The organism is Marivirga tractuosa DSM 4126 (assembly GCF_000183425.1).
Lineage (GTDB): Bacteria > Bacteroidota > Bacteroidia > Cytophagales > Cyclobacteriaceae > Marivirga > Marivirga tractuosa.
This window is the reverse complement of the sequence record NC_014759.1, coordinates 100,042-122,394: the sequence shown is the minus strand read 5'-3', so window position 1 is coordinate 122,394 and position 22,353 is coordinate 100,042. Positions and strand designations below refer to the sequence as shown.

Sequence of the window (22,353 nt, the reverse complement as noted above, 5' to 3'; positions counted from 1 at the left end):
GGACGATTCCGAAAAGTCTTAAGAGTAGGTAAAATATAAATGAACATGATGAAAAAAATTGGTATTACAATTCTAATAACATTTTTAGCATTTGGCTATGCCCATGCACAAGATTATAATACAGCAATAGGGATCAGAGGTGGATTTGCGAACGGACTAACCCTAAAGCATTTCGTTTCCCAAAAAGCAGCCGTTGAAGGCATTATTTCCAGTCGTTGGAGAGGTTTAGAACTAACTGGTCTTTATGAAGTGCACGGAAGGGCGTTTGATACCGACAGATTGAATTGGTACGTTGGATTTGGTGGACACATAGGATTCTATAATGGTAATGATACCAGATGGGGCGAAGATAGATCTTATACTGTTATTGGTTTAGATGGAATTTTTGGCTTAGAATACAATTTTTCAGAAATCCCTTTAAATCTTAACATTGACTGGAAGCCTTCTTTCAACTTTTATGGGTACTCCGGCTTTTGGGGTGATGGTGGCGCACTCTCCATTCGTTATATTTTTTAATCCATAACCAATACAATAATAAATAACACACTTTTTAAATTTAAGAAAATGAAATTAATTAAAACAATGCCAATTTTAGCAATGATGCTTTTCATGCTAATGGTAAGTTGCAAGGATAAAGATAATAATGATGATGATCCTACACCTAGTGAAGATGTGATCCCTACAGTATTATCCACTATGCCTGAAAACAATGATATTGATGTAGCTCGTAATCATAATGTCACTATAACATTTAGCGAAGCAATGGATCCGTCCACAATTAATAGTGCGACTTTCACGGTGGAGCAGGGAACAACAGATATAAGTGGAAGTGTAGTATATTCGGGAGTAGAAGCAACATTTACTCCTTCAGTAGCTTTTAGTGCTGCAAGAGAATTTACGGCTACCATTTCTACCACTGCAAAAAGCCAAAAGGGCATAAACATTGAAGAAAATTATGAATGGTCTTTCACTACCAGCGGATCGGAATCTACTATTTCAGGAATTGATCTTGGAGCATCAGGAAATTATGTAATTCTATCGAAAACAGCTATCAATAATAGTGGGACATCATCTATAACAGGTGATTTAGGCCTTAGTCCTGCTGCTACATCTTACATTACGGGTTTAGCATTGACTGATTTTACTGGATATGCGACTTCTGCTCAGGTAACTGGGGAAGTATTTGCCTCAGATATGGCTGACCCAACTCCAATAAATCTTACTACGGCAGTAGAAAATATGATTACGGCTTATAATAATGCTGCCGGAAGGTCAGAAACCGATTTCTTAGAACTAGGTGCTGGAAATATAGGAGGATTAACCTTGACTACAGGTGTCTACAAATGGACAAATACGGTTACAATCCCAACAAATGTGACCATATCTGGAAGTTCTACTGATGTTTGGATCTTCCAAATCGCACAAGACTTAACCATGAGTTCAGCTACAAACATAATCTTAACAGGAGGAGCTCAAGCCAAAAATATTTATTGGCAGGTAGCTGGTCAAGCAACTTTAGGAACAACTTCACATTTTGAAGGAATCATCCTTTCAATGACGGGCATAACATTCCAAACTGGTGCATCAATAAATGGGCGTGCTTTAGCGCAAACTGCTGTGGTACTTGATGCAAATGCGGTAGTACAACCACAATAAGAGTTCCCACCCTAGATTAATAAAGGTAGGAGTTGCAGTCAGCAGCTTCTACTTTTTTTTTGGGCTGTTGAAAACCGGGCAATACTTCGCACTTGTGATTTAAATACATTTTTACCTAAATTACAAACTATTCCATCCATCCTTAAAGCTCATAAATATTTGGTAATTATTTTCTTTAGAGGTTAGTAAGTAATCAATAATTCTAAAAAAAAGAAAAGCCGGGTCACTACTCCCGGCTTTCTAACCTAAACCAAAACTACTCACTATGAAAAACTAAAAACTAAACTTTATCGACCACCAATTTATAACTAGGGTCTTCTATTACATTAACATCAATAATTTTATCTGCATTTTTAAGCAATCTTCTGCAATCAGGACTTAAATGTTTCAAATGCACTTTTTTCCCAACCTTCATATATCGCTCAGTAATTTTATTCAATGCCTCAATGGCTGACATATCCACTACCCTACTTTCTTGAAAATCAATAATAACCTCCTCAGGATCATTCATCACATCAAATTTATCATTGAAAGCAGCTACTGACCCGAAAAATAATGGCCCATAAATTTCATAATGCTTTACGCCTTCATCATCAATGCTTTTTCTAGCCCGAATTCTCTTAGCATTATCCCATGCAAATACTAATGCTGCAATGATCACCCCCACTATTACTGCTAAAGCCAAATTATGAAGGATAATGGTCACCAAAGTCACCAATACCATTACCAAAATATCTGATTTTGGCATTTTATTAAGTGTTTTTAAGCTCGCCCATTCGAAGGTTCCAATAGCCACCATGATCATCAAACCAGTTAATGCTGCCATTGGGACCAATTCAATATAGGAAGAACCGAACATGATAAACACCAACAGCATAATCGCTGCTACGATGCCTGATAATCTGGCTCTGGCTCCATTGGAAATATTAATTAAACTCTGACCCAACATGGCACAACCACCCATTCCAGAAAATAAGCCAGAAAGGATATTAGCTGTTCCTTGAGCTACTGCTTCTTTATTTCCTCTTCCTCTGGTCTCTGTAATCTCATCGATAATATTCAAAGTCAATAGACTCTCAATTAACCCTACTGCTGCCATAATAGCGGAGTAAGGAAGGATAATCATTAAAGTCTCCCATTTCAGAGGAATATTAGGTATATGAAACGGAGGAAATCCGCCTTTAATTGAAGCTACATCACCCACTGTTCGGGTATCAATTCCAAAATAAACGACTACACCAAAAACTGTTAATATCGCTACTAGAGATGAAGGTACTACTTTAGTAATTTTAGGTAAGCCCCAAACAATGAGCATTGTACCAAATACCAAAGCTAATAAAATATATAGTGGTTCACCTGTTAACCAATTGCCTGATGCATCTTTAAATTGAGCGAGTTGTGATGTAAAAATAATGACAGCTAAACCATTCACAAATCCAAAAATTACAGGATGTGGGACAAGCCGCATAAATTTACCTAACTTCAAAAATCCAGCTGCTACTTGAATTAAGCCAGAAAGGATTACTGCTGCTAAGACATATTCAATACCGTATTTTTGGGCTAAAGCAACAATTACTACAGCAATTGCACCAGTAGCGCCTGATATCATCCCTGGCCGGCCGCCTAAAATAGCCGTTACCAAGCCCATTACAAAAGCAGCATATAAACCTGTTAAAGGAGACAAACCAGCCACGAATGCAAATGCAACAGCCTCAGGAATTAAAGCCATTGCAACTGTCACCCCCGAAAGGACTTCAGTTTTGTAATCTACTTTTTGTGAAAGGTCAAATAATTTAAAATATTGCTTCATGCGCTCAAAATTGGCTTTTATTATTCTAATATATTAGCCGTCTCCTAAATGAGCGCGCAAAGGTATGAGTTTATTTTAAAAAAATAAACTATATGAAAAAATATTCTGAAATTTTGATAATAGAACTCCTATCTATGATTAATAGACAGTTGACAATATTCAATTGACAAAAAGGACATTAGTAATTGTGAAAGGTAAAACATCAAGAGTCTAGAACCAAGATTCTAGACTCTCGATTCTTATAAATCAAACTTTCTCTAAAGCCTGCTCAATATCCCAAATCAAATCTTTGGCATCTTCCACCCCTACTGAAATTCTAACTAGGCTTGAAGTAATATTGATTTTATTTCTTAACTCCTCATTAACGTCAGAATGCGTCATGGTCGCAGGATGCTCTGCTAAAGATTCCGTGCTACCTAAACTTACAGCTAATTTAATCAGCTTTGTGCTATTAAGGAATTTAAAGGCTTCCTTCTCTCCACCTTCAATGTCGAATGCCAGCATAGCCCCATTAGAACTACATTGCTTTTTAAAGATTTCATATTGGCGCCCGTCTTCAGGTTTTAGATTTCCTAAATAATATACTTTCTCTACTTTAGGGTGTGTATTTAAGAAATTAGCAACCTCCTCAGCATTGGCAGCTTGTTTCTCCATTCGGACTTTAAGTGTTTCCAAACTTCTCATTAACAACCATCCTGTGTGTGGCCCAGCCATATTCCCCATGAAAGTTCTAAAGCCTTTCACTCTTTTAATTAAATCAGCAGATCCTAAACAGGCACCCGCTACTAAATCACTATGACCTCCAATATATTTGGTAGCAGAATAAATCACTAAATCAGCTCCTAATTTTAATGGGTGTTGCCAAATAGGTCCCATATAAGTATTATCCACACCAATATAAATAGGCTCTTCTTCTTTTTGTAATTCGTTGGCAATCTCACGGAACATCCCAATATCTACCAGAGCATTGGTTGGATTGGCTGGTGTTTCCAAGTAAATGAAACGAACTTTATCTTTCATTCCGCTAGCTTCAAGTTCTTTCATCACTTCAGCTTTATCCTGATAAGGATTAACTCCTACAGATTGAATTCCCCATTTTGGCAATACATGATTAATAAAATGGTCTGTTCCACCATACACTGGAACAGAATGTAAAAGAACATCCCCAGGATTTAAGAATTCCATTAACATACTGCTAATAGCTCCCATTCCACTTTCAAAAATAGCGGCATCTTGTGCTCCATCCCAAAGACATAATCTATCTTCGGTGATTTGAAGGTTAGGATTATTCAAACGGCTGTATATTAAACCTAATTCCTCCTCATCAGATTTTTCTCGCTTACCGTAAGCTACTTCAAAAAATGCTTTACCATCTTCTGCCTTTTTAAAAGCGAAGGTTGAAGTCTGAAAAATAGGACATTTAATAGCTCCTTCAGATAATTCGGGCTTATAGCCAAAAGACATCATTAGACTCTCAGGTGAAAAAGAATGCTCGCTCATAATTTCTATTATTTTTTATAAAATTAGAAAATAATTCTTAGATACTATATATTAAAGAAAATAAAACTATATTTTTGAATTTTAAAGACAGATAATCTTTTTATGTGCCTCTAAATCTATTTAAATGGAAAATAATTCTACTATTCGTTTAGATTCAACAGATATTCACATCATAAAGCTCCTGCAAAAGAATGCACGCATAACCAATAAAGAGTTAGCCGCACAGCTTGATTTGACCATTACTCCTGTTTACGAAAGGGTAAAAAGATTGGAGAAAACGGGCGTAATCGGGCAATATGTTGCATTGATTGATGCAGATAAAACCGGTAAAGGATTAATGGCACTCTGCATGTTGAGACTAGAAAAACACACCAAAGATAAGCTGGCTCAGTTCGAAGCACATGTAGCGCAGATTCCAGAAGTTACGGAATGTTATCACTTGGCAGGACAATATGATTACCATTTAAAGATTTTGGTAAAAGATATGAATGCTTTTCAGGATTTTATTGTCAATAAACTCTCCACCAATGAGAATCTGGCTAATATTCAAAGCTCTTTCGTTATGAAGAAGATTACAGACACTACTGCTGTGCCTTTGGGGTGATAATTGTTGATTAATAGATATGAATAAGGTCGCTCCTACGGAGCTTGGGTTTTTATTTTCGCTTCAAAGTTACCATAAGATCACACCTACGGTGCTATGGTAGAGCATTCTTGGTGCATAAATATTGATTTCTATTTCACCTAAACCTGATTAAAAAGTCATTTCCTTTAATCTTAAAGTCGTTTCCATATATTATTAGAACAGCACGTCAATTTTTAAATCTCGATCTTTGATTAGAAATTAAGTCCCAGAGGGACGACCTTATGGTAATTCTAATCATACCACTCTCCAAAGCTCCGTAGGAGCGACCTTATCTTTAGACCCAGGCTATTCAAACATCCTCTATCTCCATTAGTTACCAATACTATGAGACAAATATTACTTTTAACAATCTTAATCTTTCATATGAGCTGCGCACAAGCCCAAATTACAAGCTTGGATGATTTCCAGTGGAAAAACAGATTGCTGATCATTTACACAGCTGATCAAAAATCTACTCAATTAGATAAACAGCTTGCTGAAATCACCCGAAACAAAGAGGGGTATAATGAACGAGACTTGAAAGTCATTATTCTCAAAAACCAAAAGGTTGAAATCTGGAATTCAAATAAAAATCACCTGCTAGATTTCCACCAAATCATAAAAGAGTTGAATATTGAAGAAAAACAGCCCCTTCAAAACTTATTAATCGGCAAAGATGGTGGGGTGAAATTGAAAAGCAACTCTACTATCTCCAATGAAAAATTATTTAGGATTATTGATGCCATGCCTATGAGGCAAAGGGAAATGAGGGATGGGAATTAACATTCTGAGAATTACCGGTCAGACGCGCAATGCGTCAGACCGGATTAACATTTATTTCAATTTTAATACTTGCAGGTGAAAACACCTGCAAGGGGGATATTTAAAATCATTTATTTCAATCTTTCTTTAATATCTAATTTATGCTTTCGGGCAGTATCTTGAGCGATATCATAGCCAGCATCAGCATGACGAATTACTCCCATTCCTGGGTCATTATGTAAGACTCGTTTCAATCTCTTTTCTGCATCTTCCGTACCATCAGCCACAATCACCATTCCGGCATGAATGGAATAGCCCATGCCAACTCCACCACCATGATGCAAAGACACCCAACTGGCACCGCCTGCAGTGTTCACTAAAGCGTTTAATAATGGCCAATCTGCCACGGCATCAGAACCATCCAACATAGCCTCAGTCTCTCTATTTGGAGATGCAACAGAACCCGTATCCAAATGATCTCTTCCAATCACGATTGGGGCTTTGACTTTTCCTTCTTTCACTAATTTATTGAAAGCCAAGCCAGCTTTTTCTCTTTCCCCTTGTCCTAACCAGCAAATTCTTGAAGGCAAGCCTTGAAAAGCAATTCTTTCTTGCGCCATATCCATCCAGCGCATTAAAGATTCATTTTCTGGGAATAATTCTTTTATTACTCTATCGGTTTCGGCTATATCAGCAGGATCACCTGAAAGTGCAGCCCAACGGAATGGCCCTTTTCCTTCGCAGAAAAGTGGACGAATATAAGCTGGTACAAATCCAGGGAAATCAAAAGCATTTTTCAAGCCTTTCTCCTGTGCCCTTGCTCTAAGGTTATTTCCATAGTCAAAAGTAATAGCTCCAGCCTTTTGCAATTCCAACATCAGTTCTACATGTCGATACATAGACTCATAAGACAACTCTTCATATTTATCAGGATTTTCTTCCCTTAATACATTAGATTCTTCCAAACTGATTTGATGCGGGACATAACCGATTAAAGGATCGTGCGCTGAGGTTTGATCGGTTAAAACATCCGGAATAACATTTCTTTCTTTCAATCTTTCTAATAGATGAACAGCATTATATGGAACTCCAATAGATACCCTTTCCTGGTTCTTTTTGGCCTCCAAAGCTCTATCAATAGCCGCATCCATATCTTCTATGGATTCATCCAAATACTTAGTCTTTAATCTTTTGTCAATTCTCCATTGTTCTACCTCGGCAACCAGACAAACCCCGTCATTCATGGTCACAGCCAAAGGCTGAGCTCCACCCATACCACCTAATCCTGCAGTAACAGTTAAAGTGCCTTTCAAACTTCCATTGAAATCTTTATTGGCTATAGCAGAAAAAGTTTCATAAGTTCCTTGAACAATTCCTTGAGAACCGATGTAAATCCAACTTCCAGCTGTCATCTGTCCATACATCATCAAGCCTTTCTTTTCCAGTTCATCAAAATGCTTCCAATTAGCCCAATTTGGAACTAACTGAGAATTGGAAATCAACACTTTTGGGGCATCTTTATGTGTGGGTAAAATCCCAACGGGCTTACCAGATTGGACTACCAAAGTTTCGTCCTCTTCTAAATCCTTAAGAGCTTTAATAATTAAATCCAGTGATTCGAAATTTCTGGCTGCTTTACCTCTTCCTCCGTACACAATTAAATCTTCCGGTCTTTCTGCCACTTCTGGATCGAGATTATTCAACAGCATTCTAAGTGCCGCTTCTTGAACCCAGCCTTTGCAGTTCAATTGACTTCCAGTAGGCGTTTTATAAGTTTCGGGATTATATTTCTTTGTCGTTTCCATAGCTAATAGTTCTGTTCAATCTTTCCGAATGTGAAATAGCAGTAAATTCAACAAAAAGGCAAATTAGAAATGAATGTATTTAATTTTAATCCTTGGGATGATGGTGTTTCCCAACTGATGAGATAATCTTTAAACGATATTTCAACTTTTAGTTAACATGTAGAGTTCACGGTACCAATTTATTGACCTCAAACAAATTATATTAAAATATAACACCTAACTCAAAAACTTTCCTATTGATATAAAATTTCATCCTTGCGTCATTCCTGTGAAGACAGGAATCTTTTGATTTTAATCTATGATTAAAATATTTATAGATATTACGAAAATGGTTTTTGTGCCACTAGTTATGAGACTTGAGAAGGTTATGGCACTCTTTAAGGTTAATGAAACTTCGTTTCAATAGGACAAGATTCCTTTCTTCAAAGGGATGACGTTCTAATCTGGTTCTGTAGAAGTAGAATAACGAAAGTGTATCTCTCTTAAGAAATATCTTCCCTATCCACCTCTAACTCCACATAAGCCTTATCACATAAAGCCCCAATGGGAGGTTGCATTTTGTTCACTCGAACTAATACTTTTAAAGCAGATTCATTTTCTGATAGGATTTTCTTTCCGATATGAAAAGCTAGAGTTTCTAATAATTTTAGAGGCTTTTTCATCACCTCTTCAGTAGTTTTATAAAGCGTTTCGTAATTTAAAGTGCTTTCCAGGCTATCATCCATTTGTTCAAATTCGGTTTCTACAACCAAATCAACAGTATAATGATTACCTAGTTTATTCTCCTCCACATAATAGCCGTGATAGCCATAAAAAGCCATACCGGATAGTGCTACTTTTCCCTTCATAAAATAATTATTGAATATGTTTAATCGGCAGTAATTTCATCAAAGAATGAGGTGTCTTCCCCACCATCATCTTTTTTCTCCTTTTTTTCTTTAGCTGGTTCCTCTTGCTTTGGTGTATTTTCTGCTTTAGGAGGTTTTGCTGCCTCATGTTCTATGGGCTTGGATTTAAGCTCTTCCAATTCATAGCCATCTGCATTTTGAATTTTCTTAACTGCTTTTCTGGCTCTTTTGAGGTGGGTTTCTATATCCACATGCTGCATGCGGTCTTCAATCTTTTTCACTTTATCGTTTAAGCCTGTGCTTAAATTTTTAAGCTCTTCCGCCACATTATCTCGATGACTCTCCAATAGCTTGAAACCATCCGCTACTTCTTTTAGCTCATCTTCCATTTCTTCCAAAATAGTTTGAGCTTTATGATTGGCATCTTCCACTATGTCTTTGGCTCTCTGCTGAGCATCTGACAATAATTTATCGGCCTTCATTTGTGTTTCCTTCAAATGTAACTCGGCAGTTCTATTGGCTTGAGTAATAACATTGGCTCCCGTATCCTCTGCGGTTTTTAAAGTTTTATATAATGAACTTTCCACCTGACGAAGTTTTTCTACTTCCTTTTCAGCCGCTTCTAGTTTCAATTTTAACTCCTTTTGCATATCCATCTCTCGCTCCCACTCTTGTGAAAGAGAAGCCAAAAATGCTTTGACATCATCTTTATCATAGCCCCTAAAGCCTTTTTCAAATTCTTTTTGTCGTATTTCTAAAGGAGTAATCTTCATGTTGTTATACTATTATTTTATTAAATAACGCATCAGACTGGGAATTGTCTTAATGCTAAGAAAAGTATTTCACTTTTTCAAGATATAAATATACAGCCTTATTTTTTATTTATGCATTTGAATGTCCCAAATTGATAAAGTATGATCGTCACTAGCACTTACTAGCCGGTCTTGATAATCTGTCCATAGCAATTTATTCACCGAAGTGGCATGACCTGCATGTCTGGCTTTATCAATCACTTTCAGCAAGCGGAAAGAGTGTGAATCCCAAATTTTTATGCTTTTATCCATGCTGCAAGTGGCAAAATACTTTCCATCAGGTCGGAAGCTGATATTATTTATAGCATACATATGAGCCACTATAGTTTCCATTAATAAATAATTGCTTTTTACATCCCAAATTTTCAAATGCGCATCCCTACCTGAGCTTAGTAATATATTTCCATCAAATGAATATTGTAGTGTAAATACCGAATTATCATGAGCTTTTATCTCCTTTTTTAAACGCCAATCGGCTGTAGAAAGTATTTTAATTGTATTATCACTAAAACCTATAGCCACTTCTTTTAAATCAGGGTGAACCGCAATAGTTCGGGCACTTTTATCGCTCAATTGTAATTTTGCTATGGTGCTCAAATCTTTTAAATCAGATAAAATCAATTGACCATCTGCGCAAGCGGTTAAAATAATATTGCCTACCACTTTAATATCAAAAATAGCACTTTCAGTAATTTTAGCTGATTTTAGTTCTTGCTTTTCTGCTACATCCACCAAATGAATGCCTTCATAATTATGCCCAACTATCAATTGGTTATTTTCCTTAAGGTAATGAAGTGCATAAACAGAATTCTGTACCTTAGCCACCATGGTGCCCAATTCAGGATCTTTCAAATCCCAGAGAGCAACGATTCCATCCCCACCTGCGGAAAAAAAGAGATGACTTTCGCTTGCAGGTTCCACTACATATAAGCAATCTTTGTGTCCGGTTAGGCTTTGAATTTTTTCTACATTAATTTTAGGCATATTGTAAAGTTAAGCGATGGCATTAGAATACATAAAGCAAATCAACGAGAATATTCATTTGGCTGTTTGGAAAATTGAAGAGGATTTGGAATTCTATCTCAAAAATGTCCAGTTAAGCCTAATTGATGAAAAAATTCTATTGGAAACTACACATCCTGAAAAGAAATTAGAATTTATGGCGGGTAGAATGCTTTGTAAAACTGTTCTACATGAGCTAAAAATCACAGACCAGCCTATTTTTAGAAATGAATATGGAAAACCTCAAATTCCTGATTCAGAATATGATATCTCATTATCGCATACTGAAAATTATATCGCTCTAACCATTGGTTATCAACTAGATGTAGGCATAGACATAGAAAAACCTAAACCAAAAATGGCAAAAATAGCCCCCAGACTTTACACAGCAGAGGAAATGTTCTATTGCCAAGATAATTTAGTCTACTTTTCTAAAGTTTGGTCTGCAAAGGAGGTTTTGTATAAGCTTTTTATGAAAAGAGAATTGGATTTTAGGGAACATCTGAGTGTTAAGCCAGAAAACAAAGATTGGACGTTGATGACGGGTAAAATTCAAAAAGGAAACTTCAAACAAAGCTATCAATTAGCTTTTTATGAGCTAGGAGAGTATTTTATTTGTTTGAATGTGACTTGATGAAATATCCTACTACTTCCGATAGCTTCGCCATTGGAAATTACTACCGCCTCTGACGGATTTAGCTATGAAATCCTGAACTTTAAACTTGAAGCAATCAGCTATTACGTGCCAGAGGCACAAAGTAGCCATCACTAGCCAGAGTCGAGCGATAGACCAATCACTCTCTATAAATAAATCACAAAATTAAAGCCCTAAAGCATCTAAATCAATGCCGCCAGAAACCTCAATTAAAAGCTCTTTCACTTCTTCTGATTTGTGGTGTTCTCCTAATTTCTCGAAAGCCAAAATGAGATTTCTTAATACCCTTTTAATAATATCTTCATTAGAGCATGGTTCATAATAAATCGGCTTTGGAGTTAAATTCAGATTAGCCAAATAGTTGTCTATGTCTTTCTTAGAAAAAATTAAGCCTCTATTGAAGGCATTGACATAAAACTGAAGCTCTTCATTTTTATAAGTAATAATAAAAAGGTTTGGCAAATTTACGCCATAAATAGGCAAACCTAGCTTTTCAGCAACCAACATATAAACCACAGAAAGCGAAATAGGATTTCCTCTTTTACTCTCTAAAACTGATTTTAAAAAGGAATTATTGGGAGAATGAAAATTCTTAGTGTTGGCTCTGAATTTTAATTTGGTAAAAAGCGCACCATTTATGATTTTGATTTGATCATAAGGATGTAAATCTTCCTTCAATTCAACCCAAATATCATAATAGATTTGCTCAATTTCTTTATTTAGATCATTGATCTCTGTATCTGGATACTGGTATAGAGATATTAACCACATGCCTTCCAGCAAGCTTTCTCCTCCCGTTTCCTTCCATGCTCTAAATCGCTCCTTTAACTGCGAAAACTGAAGAGTATGGATCATATCCTCAATTTTCCGTTGAATATTCGGATCAAAGCTATTCTCCCATTGCTCTTCCAAAAAAGGGATCACATCACTGCCCAAAGACATTATTTTCCCTTCCACATGACGATTTACTTCTTCATCCTCATCTTCCAAAAGGGAAACTAATGCTTTAAATTCGTTTTTATCCAATTCCAATTTTCAGTGATTTAGGTTTGTATTACGCCTACATTAAACGGCTTTTCAAGAGGGGCGTGATCTGCTGCCTCAATTCCCATTGAAATTACCTTACGGGTTTCTAAAGGATCTATAATCCCATCTACCCACAATCTAGAAGCAGCATAATAAGGAGATAGTTCTTCATTGTATTTATCAGTAATGTCTTTCAACATTTTCTCCTTGTCTTCATCGGAAATAACTTCTCCTTTAGCTTTTAAAGTTGCCACTTTTATCTGCAATAAGGTTTTAGCTGCTGCTGCTCCACTCATCACTGCAATTTGTGCTGTTGGCCAGGCATAGATCAAACGAGGATCATAAGCCTTTCCGCACATTGCGTAATTACCTGCTCCATAAGAATTACCAATTACAATAGTAAATTTTGGCACAACAGAATTGGCCATAGCATTTACCATTTTAGCACCGTCCTTGATGATACCTCCATGTTCAGATTTACTGCCAATCATAAAACCACTAACATCCTGTAAGAAAACCAATGGAATTTTACGTTGATTGCAATTCATAATAAAACGTGCTGCTTTATCAGCAGAATCGGAGTAAATTACACCCCCCATCTGCATTTCACCTTTTTTGGTTTTCACAACTTTTCTTTGATTGGCTACAATTCCAACTGCCCAGCCATCAATTCTGGCAGTTCCACAAATAATTGACTGACCGTAAAGCTCTTTGTATTCATCAAATTCAGAATTATCTACTAGTCTTGCTATAATATCCCTGGTATCATAAGGCTTTACCCGATCGTTGGGCAGTAAGCCATAGATTTCCTTTTCATCTTTAGCGGGTGCTGCGGGCTCTTCTCTATTAAAACCAGCTTTCTCAAAACTACCGATTTTATTGAAAATTCTTCGGATATCATTCAAGCAGTCCTGATCGGTTTCATGTTTATTATCCGTTACACCAGAAATTTCACAATGAGTTGAAGCACCTCCTAAAGTTTCATTATCAATATCTTCCCCAATCGCAGCTTTCACCAAATAAGATCCTGCTAAAAAGATAGAGCCTGTTTTATTGACAATCATCGCTTCGTCCGCCATAATAGGCAAATAGGCACCACCAGCGACACAGCTCCCCATAATGGCAGCAATTTGAATGATACCCATTGAAGACATCTTAGCATTGTTTCTAAACTGTCTTCCGAAATGCTCCTTGTCTGGGAAAATTTCATTTTGCATGGGTAAGAAAACTCCTGCACTATCAACCAGATAGATAATCGGTAATCTGTTTTCCATTGCTATTTCCTGAGCCCGTAAATTCTTTTTTGCTGTCATTGGAAACCAGGCTCCAGCTTTTACAGTGGCGTCATTTGCTACTATCATTACTTGCCTTCCCTCTACATAACCTATTCCTGTTACCACTCCAGCAGAAGGACATCCACCAACATCCTCATACATTCCGTCAGCAGCAAAAGCGCCAACCTCTAAAAATTCAGAACCATCATCTACCAAATAATCGATGCGTTCTCTGGCTGTGAGTTTACCTTTTTCGTGCTGCGAGGCAATCTTTTTTTCCCTCCGCCTAAATATACTTTTTCTAGTTTGTGTTTTAGTTTGTCTACCTCTTGCTTATTGAGGTCTTCGTTTTTATTAAATGCGATATCCATTGAGTCGTTTCCTGGTATATTTAATAATTAGTTGAATATTTCCGTTATTTCTTTTTCTTGTCTTTATCTTTCCTTCCAAATAAAGAAAAGTGAACATATTTTTTAGGTTGATCCTTCATATCAATTAAGAGTGCATCTAAATCAACTAAAGTTTGATTCAAGTTTGTATATAAAGAATCATCGTTGAGTAATTTATCAACTGTTCCTTCTCCATCTTGCATCGCAGCAACAGTATTATTGATATTAATTAATGTAGTATCTAGTCTGTTAACTACTTTAGCTAGTTCCAATGCATTTACAGAATCTGCAATTCCATTAGTTTTCTTTAATAAAGCTTTGAGTCCATTTTTTTCATCTGCCAATGTCGCAGATATTTTTTTGAAATCATCAATTACAGCATTGATAGTCGCTTGTTTTTCTGATATTTTCGCCAAATTTTGGGTTGTGACTTCAACATTAAGCATAATATTTTTTATCGCTTCTTCATTATTATCAATATTGGCTAAAATACTATTCAAATGCTGACCTACAGAATCTAAGGTTTTCAGTACTGGATATGCCTGTTCTTGAATCTGTGAGGTTAATGAAGGTTCAATATCTCCTTTTATCTCACTTCCCTCTGGTAAAGGATTAGTTACCATATTTCTTTTGATAACAATAGTTTGAGATCCCAAAATATCCGTGGCCAGCATGGCAACCGATTCTTCTCCTAAACTAATATCTTCCCTCACTTCAAAGTACACCTTCAGGTGGTTTTCCCTTTCTTGAAGTATTTCAATTCTACTAACCCTACCTACAGACAATCCACTTAAAAGAACTGGGTTTGAAGCTGTAAGGCCATTTACATGATCGTATACAGCGTAATACTCATTCGTGGGATTAAAAAAATCAATTCCTTTTAGATAATTAAATCCAAAATAAAATATGACAATTGATGAAATTGCTAGTACAGCAACTTTAATTTCTTTAGCTATTTTCAAAGTTGTATATGTTTTAGTTCATTGATTCAATTTCGACTTTGTAGTCCCGTACTGCACGGAAGATACCAGAAGCTATATACGTTTGCCCGAGCTCATCGTTCAAATATCTCTCTTCTTTCGGATTGCTGAGAAAACCTGTTTCTATTAAAACACTTGGCATAGAGCTCTTAAACAATACCACAAAGCCTGCCTGCTTTACTCCCCTACTATGGCGACCCACTCTTTTATCAAACTGGTATTCAACTTTTTCGGCTAGCTTCAAACTATTGGCCAAATAAGCATTCTGATATAAAGAAAAAAGAATATGTGAAGCCGGATCATTAGGATCAAAACCTTCATATTTTTCTTCATAATTATCCTCCATCAAAATCACTGAGTTCTCCCTTTTCGCCACATTTAAATTAGTTTCTGACTTATGAAGCCCCATTATCCACGTTTCAGTACCATGAACCTTATCACTGTAATCAACTGCGTTACAATGTATGGAAACAAACAGGTCGGCACCATTTTTGTTTGCGATGTTCGAGCGTTCATCAAGTTCAATAAACTTATCATCAGTTCTAGTGTAAATGACTTCAACATCAGGTAAATATTCTTTAATGATTTCACCTAATTCTAAGGCAATTTCTAAAGCTATGTCTTTTTCCTTTGACATTACGCCCCGAGTCCCACTATCTTTGCCTCCATGTCCTGCATCAATCACAACCTTGTCAACTTTATATGAGGGTTTGTTAAGATTTGTGAATGAGCCAAGGACCATCAAAAGTGTAAGTGTAAAAAGGATGGTAATATTTTTCACAATCTTTCGGTTGTTAAATTTGAAAAGTATAATTTTACACAAAGATTGCAAAAATTCATCAAATCGGAAAAATCCACAGAATAATTTGAGGCAGTATATTTTAAGTATTTTCATATTTGTTGCACCTTTTTTGGGTTTCGCTCAAGAAGTTGATTCAGTAATTCAAAAATCTGACTCAATCATTGACAGTTCTATTAAAGTTGATTCTTCAAAATTCATACAGGATTCTACATTAACCAATCTTTCTGATTCTACTAAAACAGCTGCTACTGACTCTGTTAAAAGTAAAAAGAAAGGCGATATTGCTACTACTGTCAATTACAATGCCAAGGACTCTTTAAACTTTAACTTAAAAACTCAAGATATTATTATGTATAAAAATGCCCATGTGGATTATGGGGATATTGAACTTGAGGCAGATAAAATAAAAGTCAACTATAATACTAAAATATTAGATGCTAGTGGATTGCAAGACACCGCAGGGAAAATAACAGGAGAACCCGTCTTCACTGATAAAGGCCAGGTTTATCAAACGGAAAAGATTACTTATAATTTTGATACAAAAAAAGCAATTATAAAAGGAGTAGTCACACAGCAAGGGGAAGCCTTTATGCATTCAAATTGGACCAAGAAAAATGAAAAAGATGAAATGTTCAGTGATCATGCCTTATATACCACATGTAATTTAGAACATCCCCACTTTGGTATTTCAGCCAATAAAATCAAACTGATCCCAGGAGATAAAATCTTAGCAGGACCTTTTAATCTAGAAATCACCGAACTTCCCACCCCATTTCTATTTCCTTTTGGGATGTTTCCTATGCCAAATAATAAGACATCCGGGATACTTTTTCCAACCTATGGTGAGGAGAATAGAAGAGGGTTTTTCTTAAGAGATGGCGGCTATTATTGGGCGATAAATGATTATGCTGACATGGCATTAAGAGGTGAAATATATTCTAAAGGAAGTTATGGACTTTCTGTTGCTTCTAATTACAAAAAAAGATACAGCTATAATGGAAATTTAAGTATAAGATTTAACCAACAGCAAGTTGGTGAAACGGAGGCTGACTCAGCAATTGCCCGTGACTTTTGGGTGCAATGGTCTCACAGACCCGAATCGAAAGGTACTGGACGTTTTTCTGCCTCAGTAAATGCTGGTACATCTAGCTTTAACCAAAATAACCCTACACAAAATTACCAGCAACAGGTTACAGCAAACTTCAACTCAAATGTTTCTTATTCAAATGTAATTCAAGGCACACCTTTTAATTACGCCATAAGTGCAAGACATAATCAAAATGTCCGGACAAATGAAATTGACATATTATTACCTGAAGTAGCTTTGAATATGAACAGACAATATCCTTTTAAAAATGTCAATGTGAAGGGGTTAGATTGGGTTCAAAAGATGAACTATTCGTATAACTTCACTTCCACTAATAGAATTACAAATGCTTTAGGAACGGTGGGCGAAACGGAAGACAGTATTGCTGATTTTAATAGGGAAACCCTTCCTTATTTACTTGAAAGGGCAAATAATGGAGGCCGCCATAGAGTTCCTGTTTCTACCTCTTTTAATTTATTAAAATTCATTACGGCAAGTCCTAGTTTCAACTATGATGAAGTTTGGTACCTAAAAGAATTGAATCATAGATATAGTGATTCGCTCAAAACAGTTGTGATCGATACCCTGAATCAATTTAGCAGGGCATCATCCTACAGTGCGGGAATTGGATTTACAACGCGTCTTTATGGTACAATTTACCCTAAAAATGGCCCCGTTAAGGCAGTTCGTCATATTATGACTCCTTCTGTCAACTTTAATTGGCGACCTGATTTTGGTGAAGAACAATATGGTATTTATAAAGAAGTTCAAACCGACTCATTGGGAAATACTGATATTTATTCGAAATATGATGGCTTTGTTTATGGAAGCCCAGGTAGAGGAAAATCTGGGACAATTGGAATTTCATTAGCCAATACTGTTGAAATGAAAGTGAAAAAGAAAAATGACACCTCTGATTTACCGTCAAAAGTTAAAATATTTGACAACCTGTCATTTTCAACAAGTTATAATATAATCGCAGATTCATTCAAATTAGCACCTATCTCAATCAATGCTAGAACAAATCTTTTTAATGGTAAATTGGATGTAAACCTGCAAACAGGAATTGATCCTTATGTTATGGTTTTAGATAGCATAATCACTGAATCTAATGGCACTGAAGAAGTGTATCAAAGAAAAATCGATCAGTATGCTTGGGAAGCTGGGCGAGGAATAGGTAGGCTAACAACTGCTAATATTGCACTTTCAACCAATTTAAATCCAGCAGGTAAAAAAAGTGATGATCAGAATAGAAACGCATTAGAAGATCAAGCTCGACAAGCTGGAGCTACCGAAGATCAAGTTCAAGCATTAGCAAGCAATCCTGATATGTATGTTGATTTCAATGTTCCATGGAATTTGAGAGTAAGATATAACATTAGATGGAGTAGACAAGGATATGAAGAAGCCACAATTCAACAAACCATGAATTTTAGTGGTGATGTGAATTTTACTGAAAACTGGAAAGTTGGATTTACTTCAGGTTATGATTTTGAAAAAGATGACTTTACACAAACTTCCATCAATATCTTCAGAAATCTTCACTGCTGGCAAATTAATGCCAATTGGGTTCCATTTGGTAGATTTCAATCGTTTAGTGTAGATATAGGAGTGAAAGCATCAATCCTTCAAGATTTAAAATTGAACAGAAGAAGAAGTTGGTGGGATAACTAGATTAATTAATAATTAGTAATTTTTTAATTAGTAATTGAAATTCTGAAAAGGCATATTGCTTCAATTAAGAATTAAGACAGCACGTAGATTAGTTTTCGATTGCTTGGAGGTGATAGTTTAACAGATTATCAGTGCATCTGTCTAAGATATTATATACATTTTGGAAGCCTTCAGTTCCTCCATAATAAGGGTCTGGAACATCGCTACCTTGTAAATTCGATTCAGTTTCAAAGTCTCGCATTAATTGAACTTTGTGTAAATGCTCCTCAGAGCTTGCAAGACCTATTACTTTCATTTTATTGGCATTATCCATGACCAAAATATGGTCAAAGCGATTGAAATCGGCTGGTTCAAATTGTCGGGCTCTTTGTTTTAATTCCAATCCGTTTTTTAAGGCATTCTCACAAGTTCTTTCATCAGGTAATTCACCAATGTGATAATCTGCAGTTCCACATGAATCAATCTTAAACTGATCCTCCATATTTGATTTAACTATTTTATCCGTCATTAAACCTTCTGCCAAAGGTGAGCGGCAGATATTACCCAAACACACAAAAAGTATCTTTTTCATTTTTGTAAAATAGTTTTAAACCCTAAAGTAATAAATGCTGCGAATAATAAGAACCTTTTATGCATAAAAGCTTGTTTTGCTTCGTAAAGAATCCTTTGCAACAATGCTCTTTTCTCCGTTCTGTTTTGAATCATTTCAAAAGACTTCTTACAAATCCTTAAGGTTGAATTCAATTGTTTATTCCCCTTTTTATACTGCAAAGAAGCCATTGAGGTACTAAGAATTCTTTTTTCTACTAATATTTTATCAGTAAAACTGAAGGCATGATTTCTTGAAAGCCTTAGCATGATATCTAAATCTTCGTAAGCTAGCTCCTCATCATAACCTCCAATAGCCTTTAAAAAGGAAGCTCTATACATCAAAGTTGGCGGACAAATAAAATACCGCTTTAATATCTCTGCAAACAAATCCCCTTCCGGAACCAATATCTTAGATTTCTCTTTATCATCTACGGCATAATGCGATTTAACATATCTACCATTTTCATCTATATAATTGGCATTTGTAAAATTTATAGCCACCTCTGGTCTCGTACTCATATTATTCAGGCCCTCTTCTACCCTATTGGGTAAAAGAATATCATCCGCTGCCAAATCAATAATATATTCAGCATTTGTCAACTCTAGTGCAGCGTTAAAGGCTTTGCAATTCCCTAGATTTTTCTCATTAAAAATCGTTTGAATGCTCCGATCAGCATGCTTACTTATAAAACCTTTGATTCTTTGCACACTATCATCAGAAGAAGCATCATCCACTACAATCAGCTCAGTTGGATACGTTTGAGCAATAACAGAAGCTAAGGCCGCTTCCACAAACTCCTCATGATTATAACATAAACATATAACTGAAACTTTAGAAGGCATCTCTTAATTTTTTTATCCCTATTATACCCACCATAATTGAATAGCAAGTAAAACGTACAATGTGAGCATAAACCAATACTTCAATCCCAATAGTAGATTTAAGGGTTATTAAAGTTACAAATATAATCGCACTCAATAATTCTGTTATAACATAGACTTTGGTTTGAATGGATGCTATTAAATAGATTGAGAACGGGAAAGCTAAAAAGGCAAAAAAATCACCTATGATCTGCAATTGAAACAAGTTTGATGCTTTTACATATTGTTCATCGTACAAAATCTTTAAAATTAATGCATCAAACTGAAATACCAAGAAGAGAAAGCTCAAAGAAATCAAAGAATAATAAAGGTATTTTTTCATTAAAGCACTAACTTTCAATTCTTTACTTTCCATTTTACGGGAAAGAAAAGGATATAAAGTCAAAAACAAAAAGCTTATCATCAGCCCTCTGTATGCTTCTGAAACTCTAACAATTGACTGCCAAAAACCTGTTTGAATAACTCCAAATTCTTGGATGGAAAATTCACGTACAAAATAATTTACCCATTTACTGCTCAACCATATCACCAGAGCCATAATCAAAAATTGCTTAAAATGGTTTTTCACCTTTTCTTCAATCTTAAAATTGAATTTCAATAAAGAATAAACAGGTATGATCAAAAAGAATGTGAAAAGAGATTGAATAATTAACCAATAGATTAAAAATTGATGAAGCTGTAAATCAATTAAACTTATGGAGAAAAAGAATATTGACCATTGAATGAGTAGAATAATGGAGTAAAGCCTCAGTTTCTTTTGAATAACATAAACAGCGGCAATTATTAATCCAAAACAAAAAAGAAGAATAGAAGGAATGATTAACAACCAATCACTCAGGCTAAAGCTGAAAATACTTGCTCCAAACTGCCCACTGATGAACAAAAACAAACCACTGCAAAAAGCCAATAGAATTAAAAGTATAATAGAGGCTCCTACAACTTGAACATTCTTTAATGACTTTTTCGGAAACGCATTAATCAACCCATTAGCTACTGCATCTTGAATTGGCTGCGCAAATAAAGCTACAAAGTTTTGAAAATGGCTAAAAAGCGTAGTTCCTGCAGGTCCATAGAAAATAGCGACTACTTTTTGTGCACCAAATCCAGCAAGGGTTCGAATCATAAGAAGCAATCCACTCCAAATGCTGTGCTGATATTTTGTCCAATATTTCAGCATTCGAACGTGTATTTCCTCATTGCTAAAGCACCAATATCTTTTTTATAATTGGCTATATTTTTATGGATATCTCCATTTAATTTCATTGAAGTACCTAAATCTAATAGTTGGATATCATTCTCTTTCGCATAATCAAAAATCTTGTCATATAATAACAGTGAAGGCTCGTACTTATCATATTCCGGATTGGTGATCAAGCTGTATAAATAAAGATACTTATGTGAAACCTTTACCACAAATGCACATCCGATCAATTCATTTGAATTTTTCAATTGAAAGCCCAGATAATTTTCTGGAAATGCATTTTTAAATTGCAGCATCAACTTCAGAGGGATAAAATTTTGATGCCCCTTTTCAATTCTCCATCTGAGGTTCTGTTTATAAATACTCTCCCATTGGTCAATTCCAATGTATTCAACAGCATAGTCACCCCTCTTTAATGCTCTCAGTTTCTGCTTTCTCCTTTTTTGAGGAAGCTTATTCATAAAACTATCCTGATCAATTTCTATATAATGATTAAGCTCAACATTTAATACTCTATAATTTTGAAACTTTATAAATCCTGAAAAAAGTGGATTATAGATAAATTGAATAGGCTTAGAAAGCTTGTCTCTTAAGAATGAAAAACTCATCTTACACGATTTCTCAAAACTCATTTCATTGTAAACCTGAGGGCAAGAAAAAGGCGCTGAAACAGGACTAAACCAACAATTATTTTCTTCACTAAAAACCCAAAAAGCTACTAGTTGATGCTTAGAATCTCTTATTAGTACAGGAGATATAGACTTTGTTCTATTGAACAAGTCAGCATAATCTTGTAACAGGAAAACAGGAATCCCTAATGCTTCTTCCTCCTCAGGCGAAGGGAATTGCTCAGAAATTTGATAGTTTTGCCGCATAGAGGTAAAAATACTTTTTATGATGCAATAAATGCTATTTTTGAGACTAAATTGCTCAAAAACCTCTAATTTGGGCATTCTTTTGATAAAATTTTAG

19 protein-coding genes and 1 pseudogene are annotated in these 22,353 nt (G+C 35.6%); 6 read left to right on the top strand and 14 right to left on the bottom strand.

What is annotated here, in order from left to right; translation table 11 throughout:
• Window positions 1–45: 45 nt before the first annotated feature.
• Window positions 46–516, top strand: coding sequence for a hypothetical protein (locus FTRAC_RS00520; RefSeq protein ID WP_245546005.1), 471 nt, complete (start codon window positions 46–48; stop codon window positions 514–516).
• 48 nt (window positions 517–564) lie between these two features.
• The gene (locus FTRAC_RS00515; protein ID WP_013452264.1) at window positions 565–1,656 is read left to right on the top strand and encodes an ice-binding family protein; all 1,092 of its coding nucleotides are present in this window, start codon (window positions 565–567) and stop codon (window positions 1,654–1,656) included.
• Window positions 1,657–1,936: 280 nt separating this feature from the next.
• Here FTRAC_RS00515 and FTRAC_RS00510 read toward each other — a convergent pair whose 3' ends face one another.
• Together FTRAC_RS00510 and FTRAC_RS00505 are read right to left on the bottom strand one after the other, a co-directional pair.
• A complete protein-coding gene (locus FTRAC_RS00510) occupies window positions 1,937–3,466 on the bottom strand; it encodes a SulP family inorganic anion transporter (RefSeq protein WP_013452263.1) in 1,530 nt (509 codons plus the stop codon).
• 246 nt (window positions 3,467–3,712) lie between these two features.
• The gene (locus FTRAC_RS00505) at window positions 3,713–4,966 is read right to left on the bottom strand and encodes a cystathionine gamma-synthase family protein (protein ID WP_013452262.1); all 1,254 of its coding nucleotides are present in this window, start codon (window positions 4,964–4,966) and stop codon (window positions 3,713–3,715) included.
• 124 nt (window positions 4,967–5,090) lie between these two features.
• On the opposite strand from FTRAC_RS00505, the gene FTRAC_RS00500 reads away from it, so the two are divergent.
• Complete coding sequence (locus FTRAC_RS00500) at window positions 5,091–5,570, top strand: Lrp/AsnC family transcriptional regulator (RefSeq protein WP_013452261.1); 480 nt, start codon at window positions 5,091–5,093, stop codon at window positions 5,568–5,570.
• A gap of 405 nt (window positions 5,571–5,975) precedes the next feature.
• Entirely contained in the window at window positions 5,976–6,374 is a 399-nt protein-coding gene (locus tag FTRAC_RS00495; protein WP_013452260.1) for a DUF4174 domain-containing protein, read from the top strand.
• Window positions 6,375–6,484: 110 nt separating this feature from the next.
• On the opposite strand, the gene hutU is transcribed toward FTRAC_RS00495, so the two are convergent.
• The 4 genes from hutU to FTRAC_RS00475 form a co-directional block, all read right to left on the bottom strand.
• Window positions 6,485–8,158, bottom strand: a complete 1,674-nt coding sequence (gene hutU, locus FTRAC_RS00490) for a urocanate hydratase (RefSeq protein WP_013452259.1) — start codon at window positions 8,156–8,158, stop codon at window positions 6,485–6,487.
• A gap of 482 nt (window positions 8,159–8,640) precedes the next feature.
• The gene (gene folB / locus FTRAC_RS00485) at window positions 8,641–9,006 is read right to left on the bottom strand and encodes a dihydroneopterin aldolase (RefSeq protein WP_013452258.1); all 366 of its coding nucleotides are present in this window, start codon (window positions 9,004–9,006) and stop codon (window positions 8,641–8,643) included.
• Window positions 9,007–9,026: 20 nt separating this feature from the next.
• Entirely contained in the window at window positions 9,027–9,779 is a 753-nt protein-coding gene (locus tag FTRAC_RS00480) for a DivIVA domain-containing protein (protein WP_013452257.1), read from the bottom strand.
• 105 nt (window positions 9,780–9,884) lie between these two features.
• Window positions 9,885–10,802: a WD40 repeat domain-containing protein gene (locus tag FTRAC_RS00475; protein ID WP_013452256.1), complete on the bottom strand. Its 918-nt coding sequence runs from the start codon at window positions 10,800–10,802 to the stop codon at window positions 9,885–9,887.
• A gap of 16 nt (window positions 10,803–10,818) precedes the next feature.
• Here FTRAC_RS00475 and FTRAC_RS00470 point away from each other — a divergent pair, with 16 nt between their 5' ends.
• Window positions 10,819–11,454: a 4'-phosphopantetheinyl transferase family protein gene (locus FTRAC_RS00470; protein ID WP_013452255.1), complete on the top strand. Its 636-nt coding sequence runs from the start codon at window positions 10,819–10,821 to the stop codon at window positions 11,452–11,454.
• A 186-nt stretch (window positions 11,455–11,640) separates the two neighbouring features.
• Here the strand turns inward: FTRAC_RS00470 and FTRAC_RS00465 are convergent, their stop codons facing one another.
• The 4 genes and pseudogenes from FTRAC_RS00465 to FTRAC_RS00450 all read right to left on the bottom strand — a co-directional run bounded on the left by FTRAC_RS00465 (window position 11,641) and on the right by FTRAC_RS00450 (window position 15,886).
• The gene (locus FTRAC_RS00465) at window positions 11,641–12,501 is read right to left on the bottom strand and encodes a transglutaminase-like domain-containing protein (RefSeq protein WP_041650046.1); all 861 of its coding nucleotides are present in this window, start codon (window positions 12,499–12,501) and stop codon (window positions 11,641–11,643) included.
• Window positions 12,502–12,518: 17 nt separating this feature from the next.
• Window positions 12,519–14,146: pseudogene (locus FTRAC_RS00460) on the bottom strand (acyl-CoA carboxylase subunit beta).
• Window positions 14,147–14,190: 44 nt separating this feature from the next.
• Complete coding sequence (locus FTRAC_RS00455) at window positions 14,191–15,126, bottom strand: MlaD family protein (protein ID WP_013452253.1); 936 nt, start codon at window positions 15,124–15,126, stop codon at window positions 14,191–14,193.
• 13 nt (window positions 15,127–15,139) lie between these two features.
• A complete protein-coding gene (locus tag FTRAC_RS00450; RefSeq protein WP_013452252.1) occupies window positions 15,140–15,886 on the bottom strand; it encodes an N-acetylmuramoyl-L-alanine amidase family protein in 747 nt (248 codons plus the stop codon).
• A 58-nt stretch (window positions 15,887–15,944) separates the two neighbouring features.
• On the opposite strand from FTRAC_RS00450, the gene FTRAC_RS00445 reads away from it, so the two are divergent.
• The gene (locus FTRAC_RS00445) at window positions 15,945–18,707 is read left to right on the top strand and encodes a putative LPS assembly protein LptD (RefSeq protein WP_185094458.1); all 2,763 of its coding nucleotides are present in this window, start codon (window positions 15,945–15,947) and stop codon (window positions 18,705–18,707) included.
• An 88-nt stretch (window positions 18,708–18,795) separates the two neighbouring features.
• Here FTRAC_RS00445 and FTRAC_RS00440 read toward each other — a convergent pair whose 3' ends face one another.
• The 4 genes from FTRAC_RS00440 to FTRAC_RS00425 are packed head-to-tail and all read right to left on the bottom strand — an operon-like array spanning window position 18,796 to window position 22,334.
• A complete protein-coding gene (locus tag FTRAC_RS00440; protein WP_013452250.1) occupies window positions 18,796–19,278 on the bottom strand; it encodes a low molecular weight protein-tyrosine-phosphatase in 483 nt (160 codons plus the stop codon).
• On the bottom strand, window positions 19,275–20,141 hold the full coding sequence (locus tag FTRAC_RS00435) for a glycosyltransferase (protein ID WP_013452249.1): 867 nt from the start codon (window positions 20,139–20,141) through the stop codon (window positions 19,275–19,277). Before FTRAC_RS00435 ends, FTRAC_RS00440 begins: the two co-directional genes overlap by 4 nt.
• Window positions 20,131–21,357, bottom strand: coding sequence for an MATE family efflux transporter (locus FTRAC_RS00430; protein WP_013452248.1), 1,227 nt, complete (start codon window positions 21,355–21,357; stop codon window positions 20,131–20,133). The genes FTRAC_RS00435 and FTRAC_RS00430 overlap by 11 nt, the downstream gene beginning before the upstream one ends.
• Window positions 21,351–22,334, bottom strand: a complete 984-nt coding sequence (locus FTRAC_RS00425; RefSeq protein WP_013452247.1) for a GNAT family N-acetyltransferase — start codon at window positions 22,332–22,334, stop codon at window positions 21,351–21,353. Before FTRAC_RS00425 ends, FTRAC_RS00430 begins: the two co-directional genes overlap by 7 nt.
• Between the last annotated feature and the right edge of the window lie 19 nt (window positions 22,335–22,353).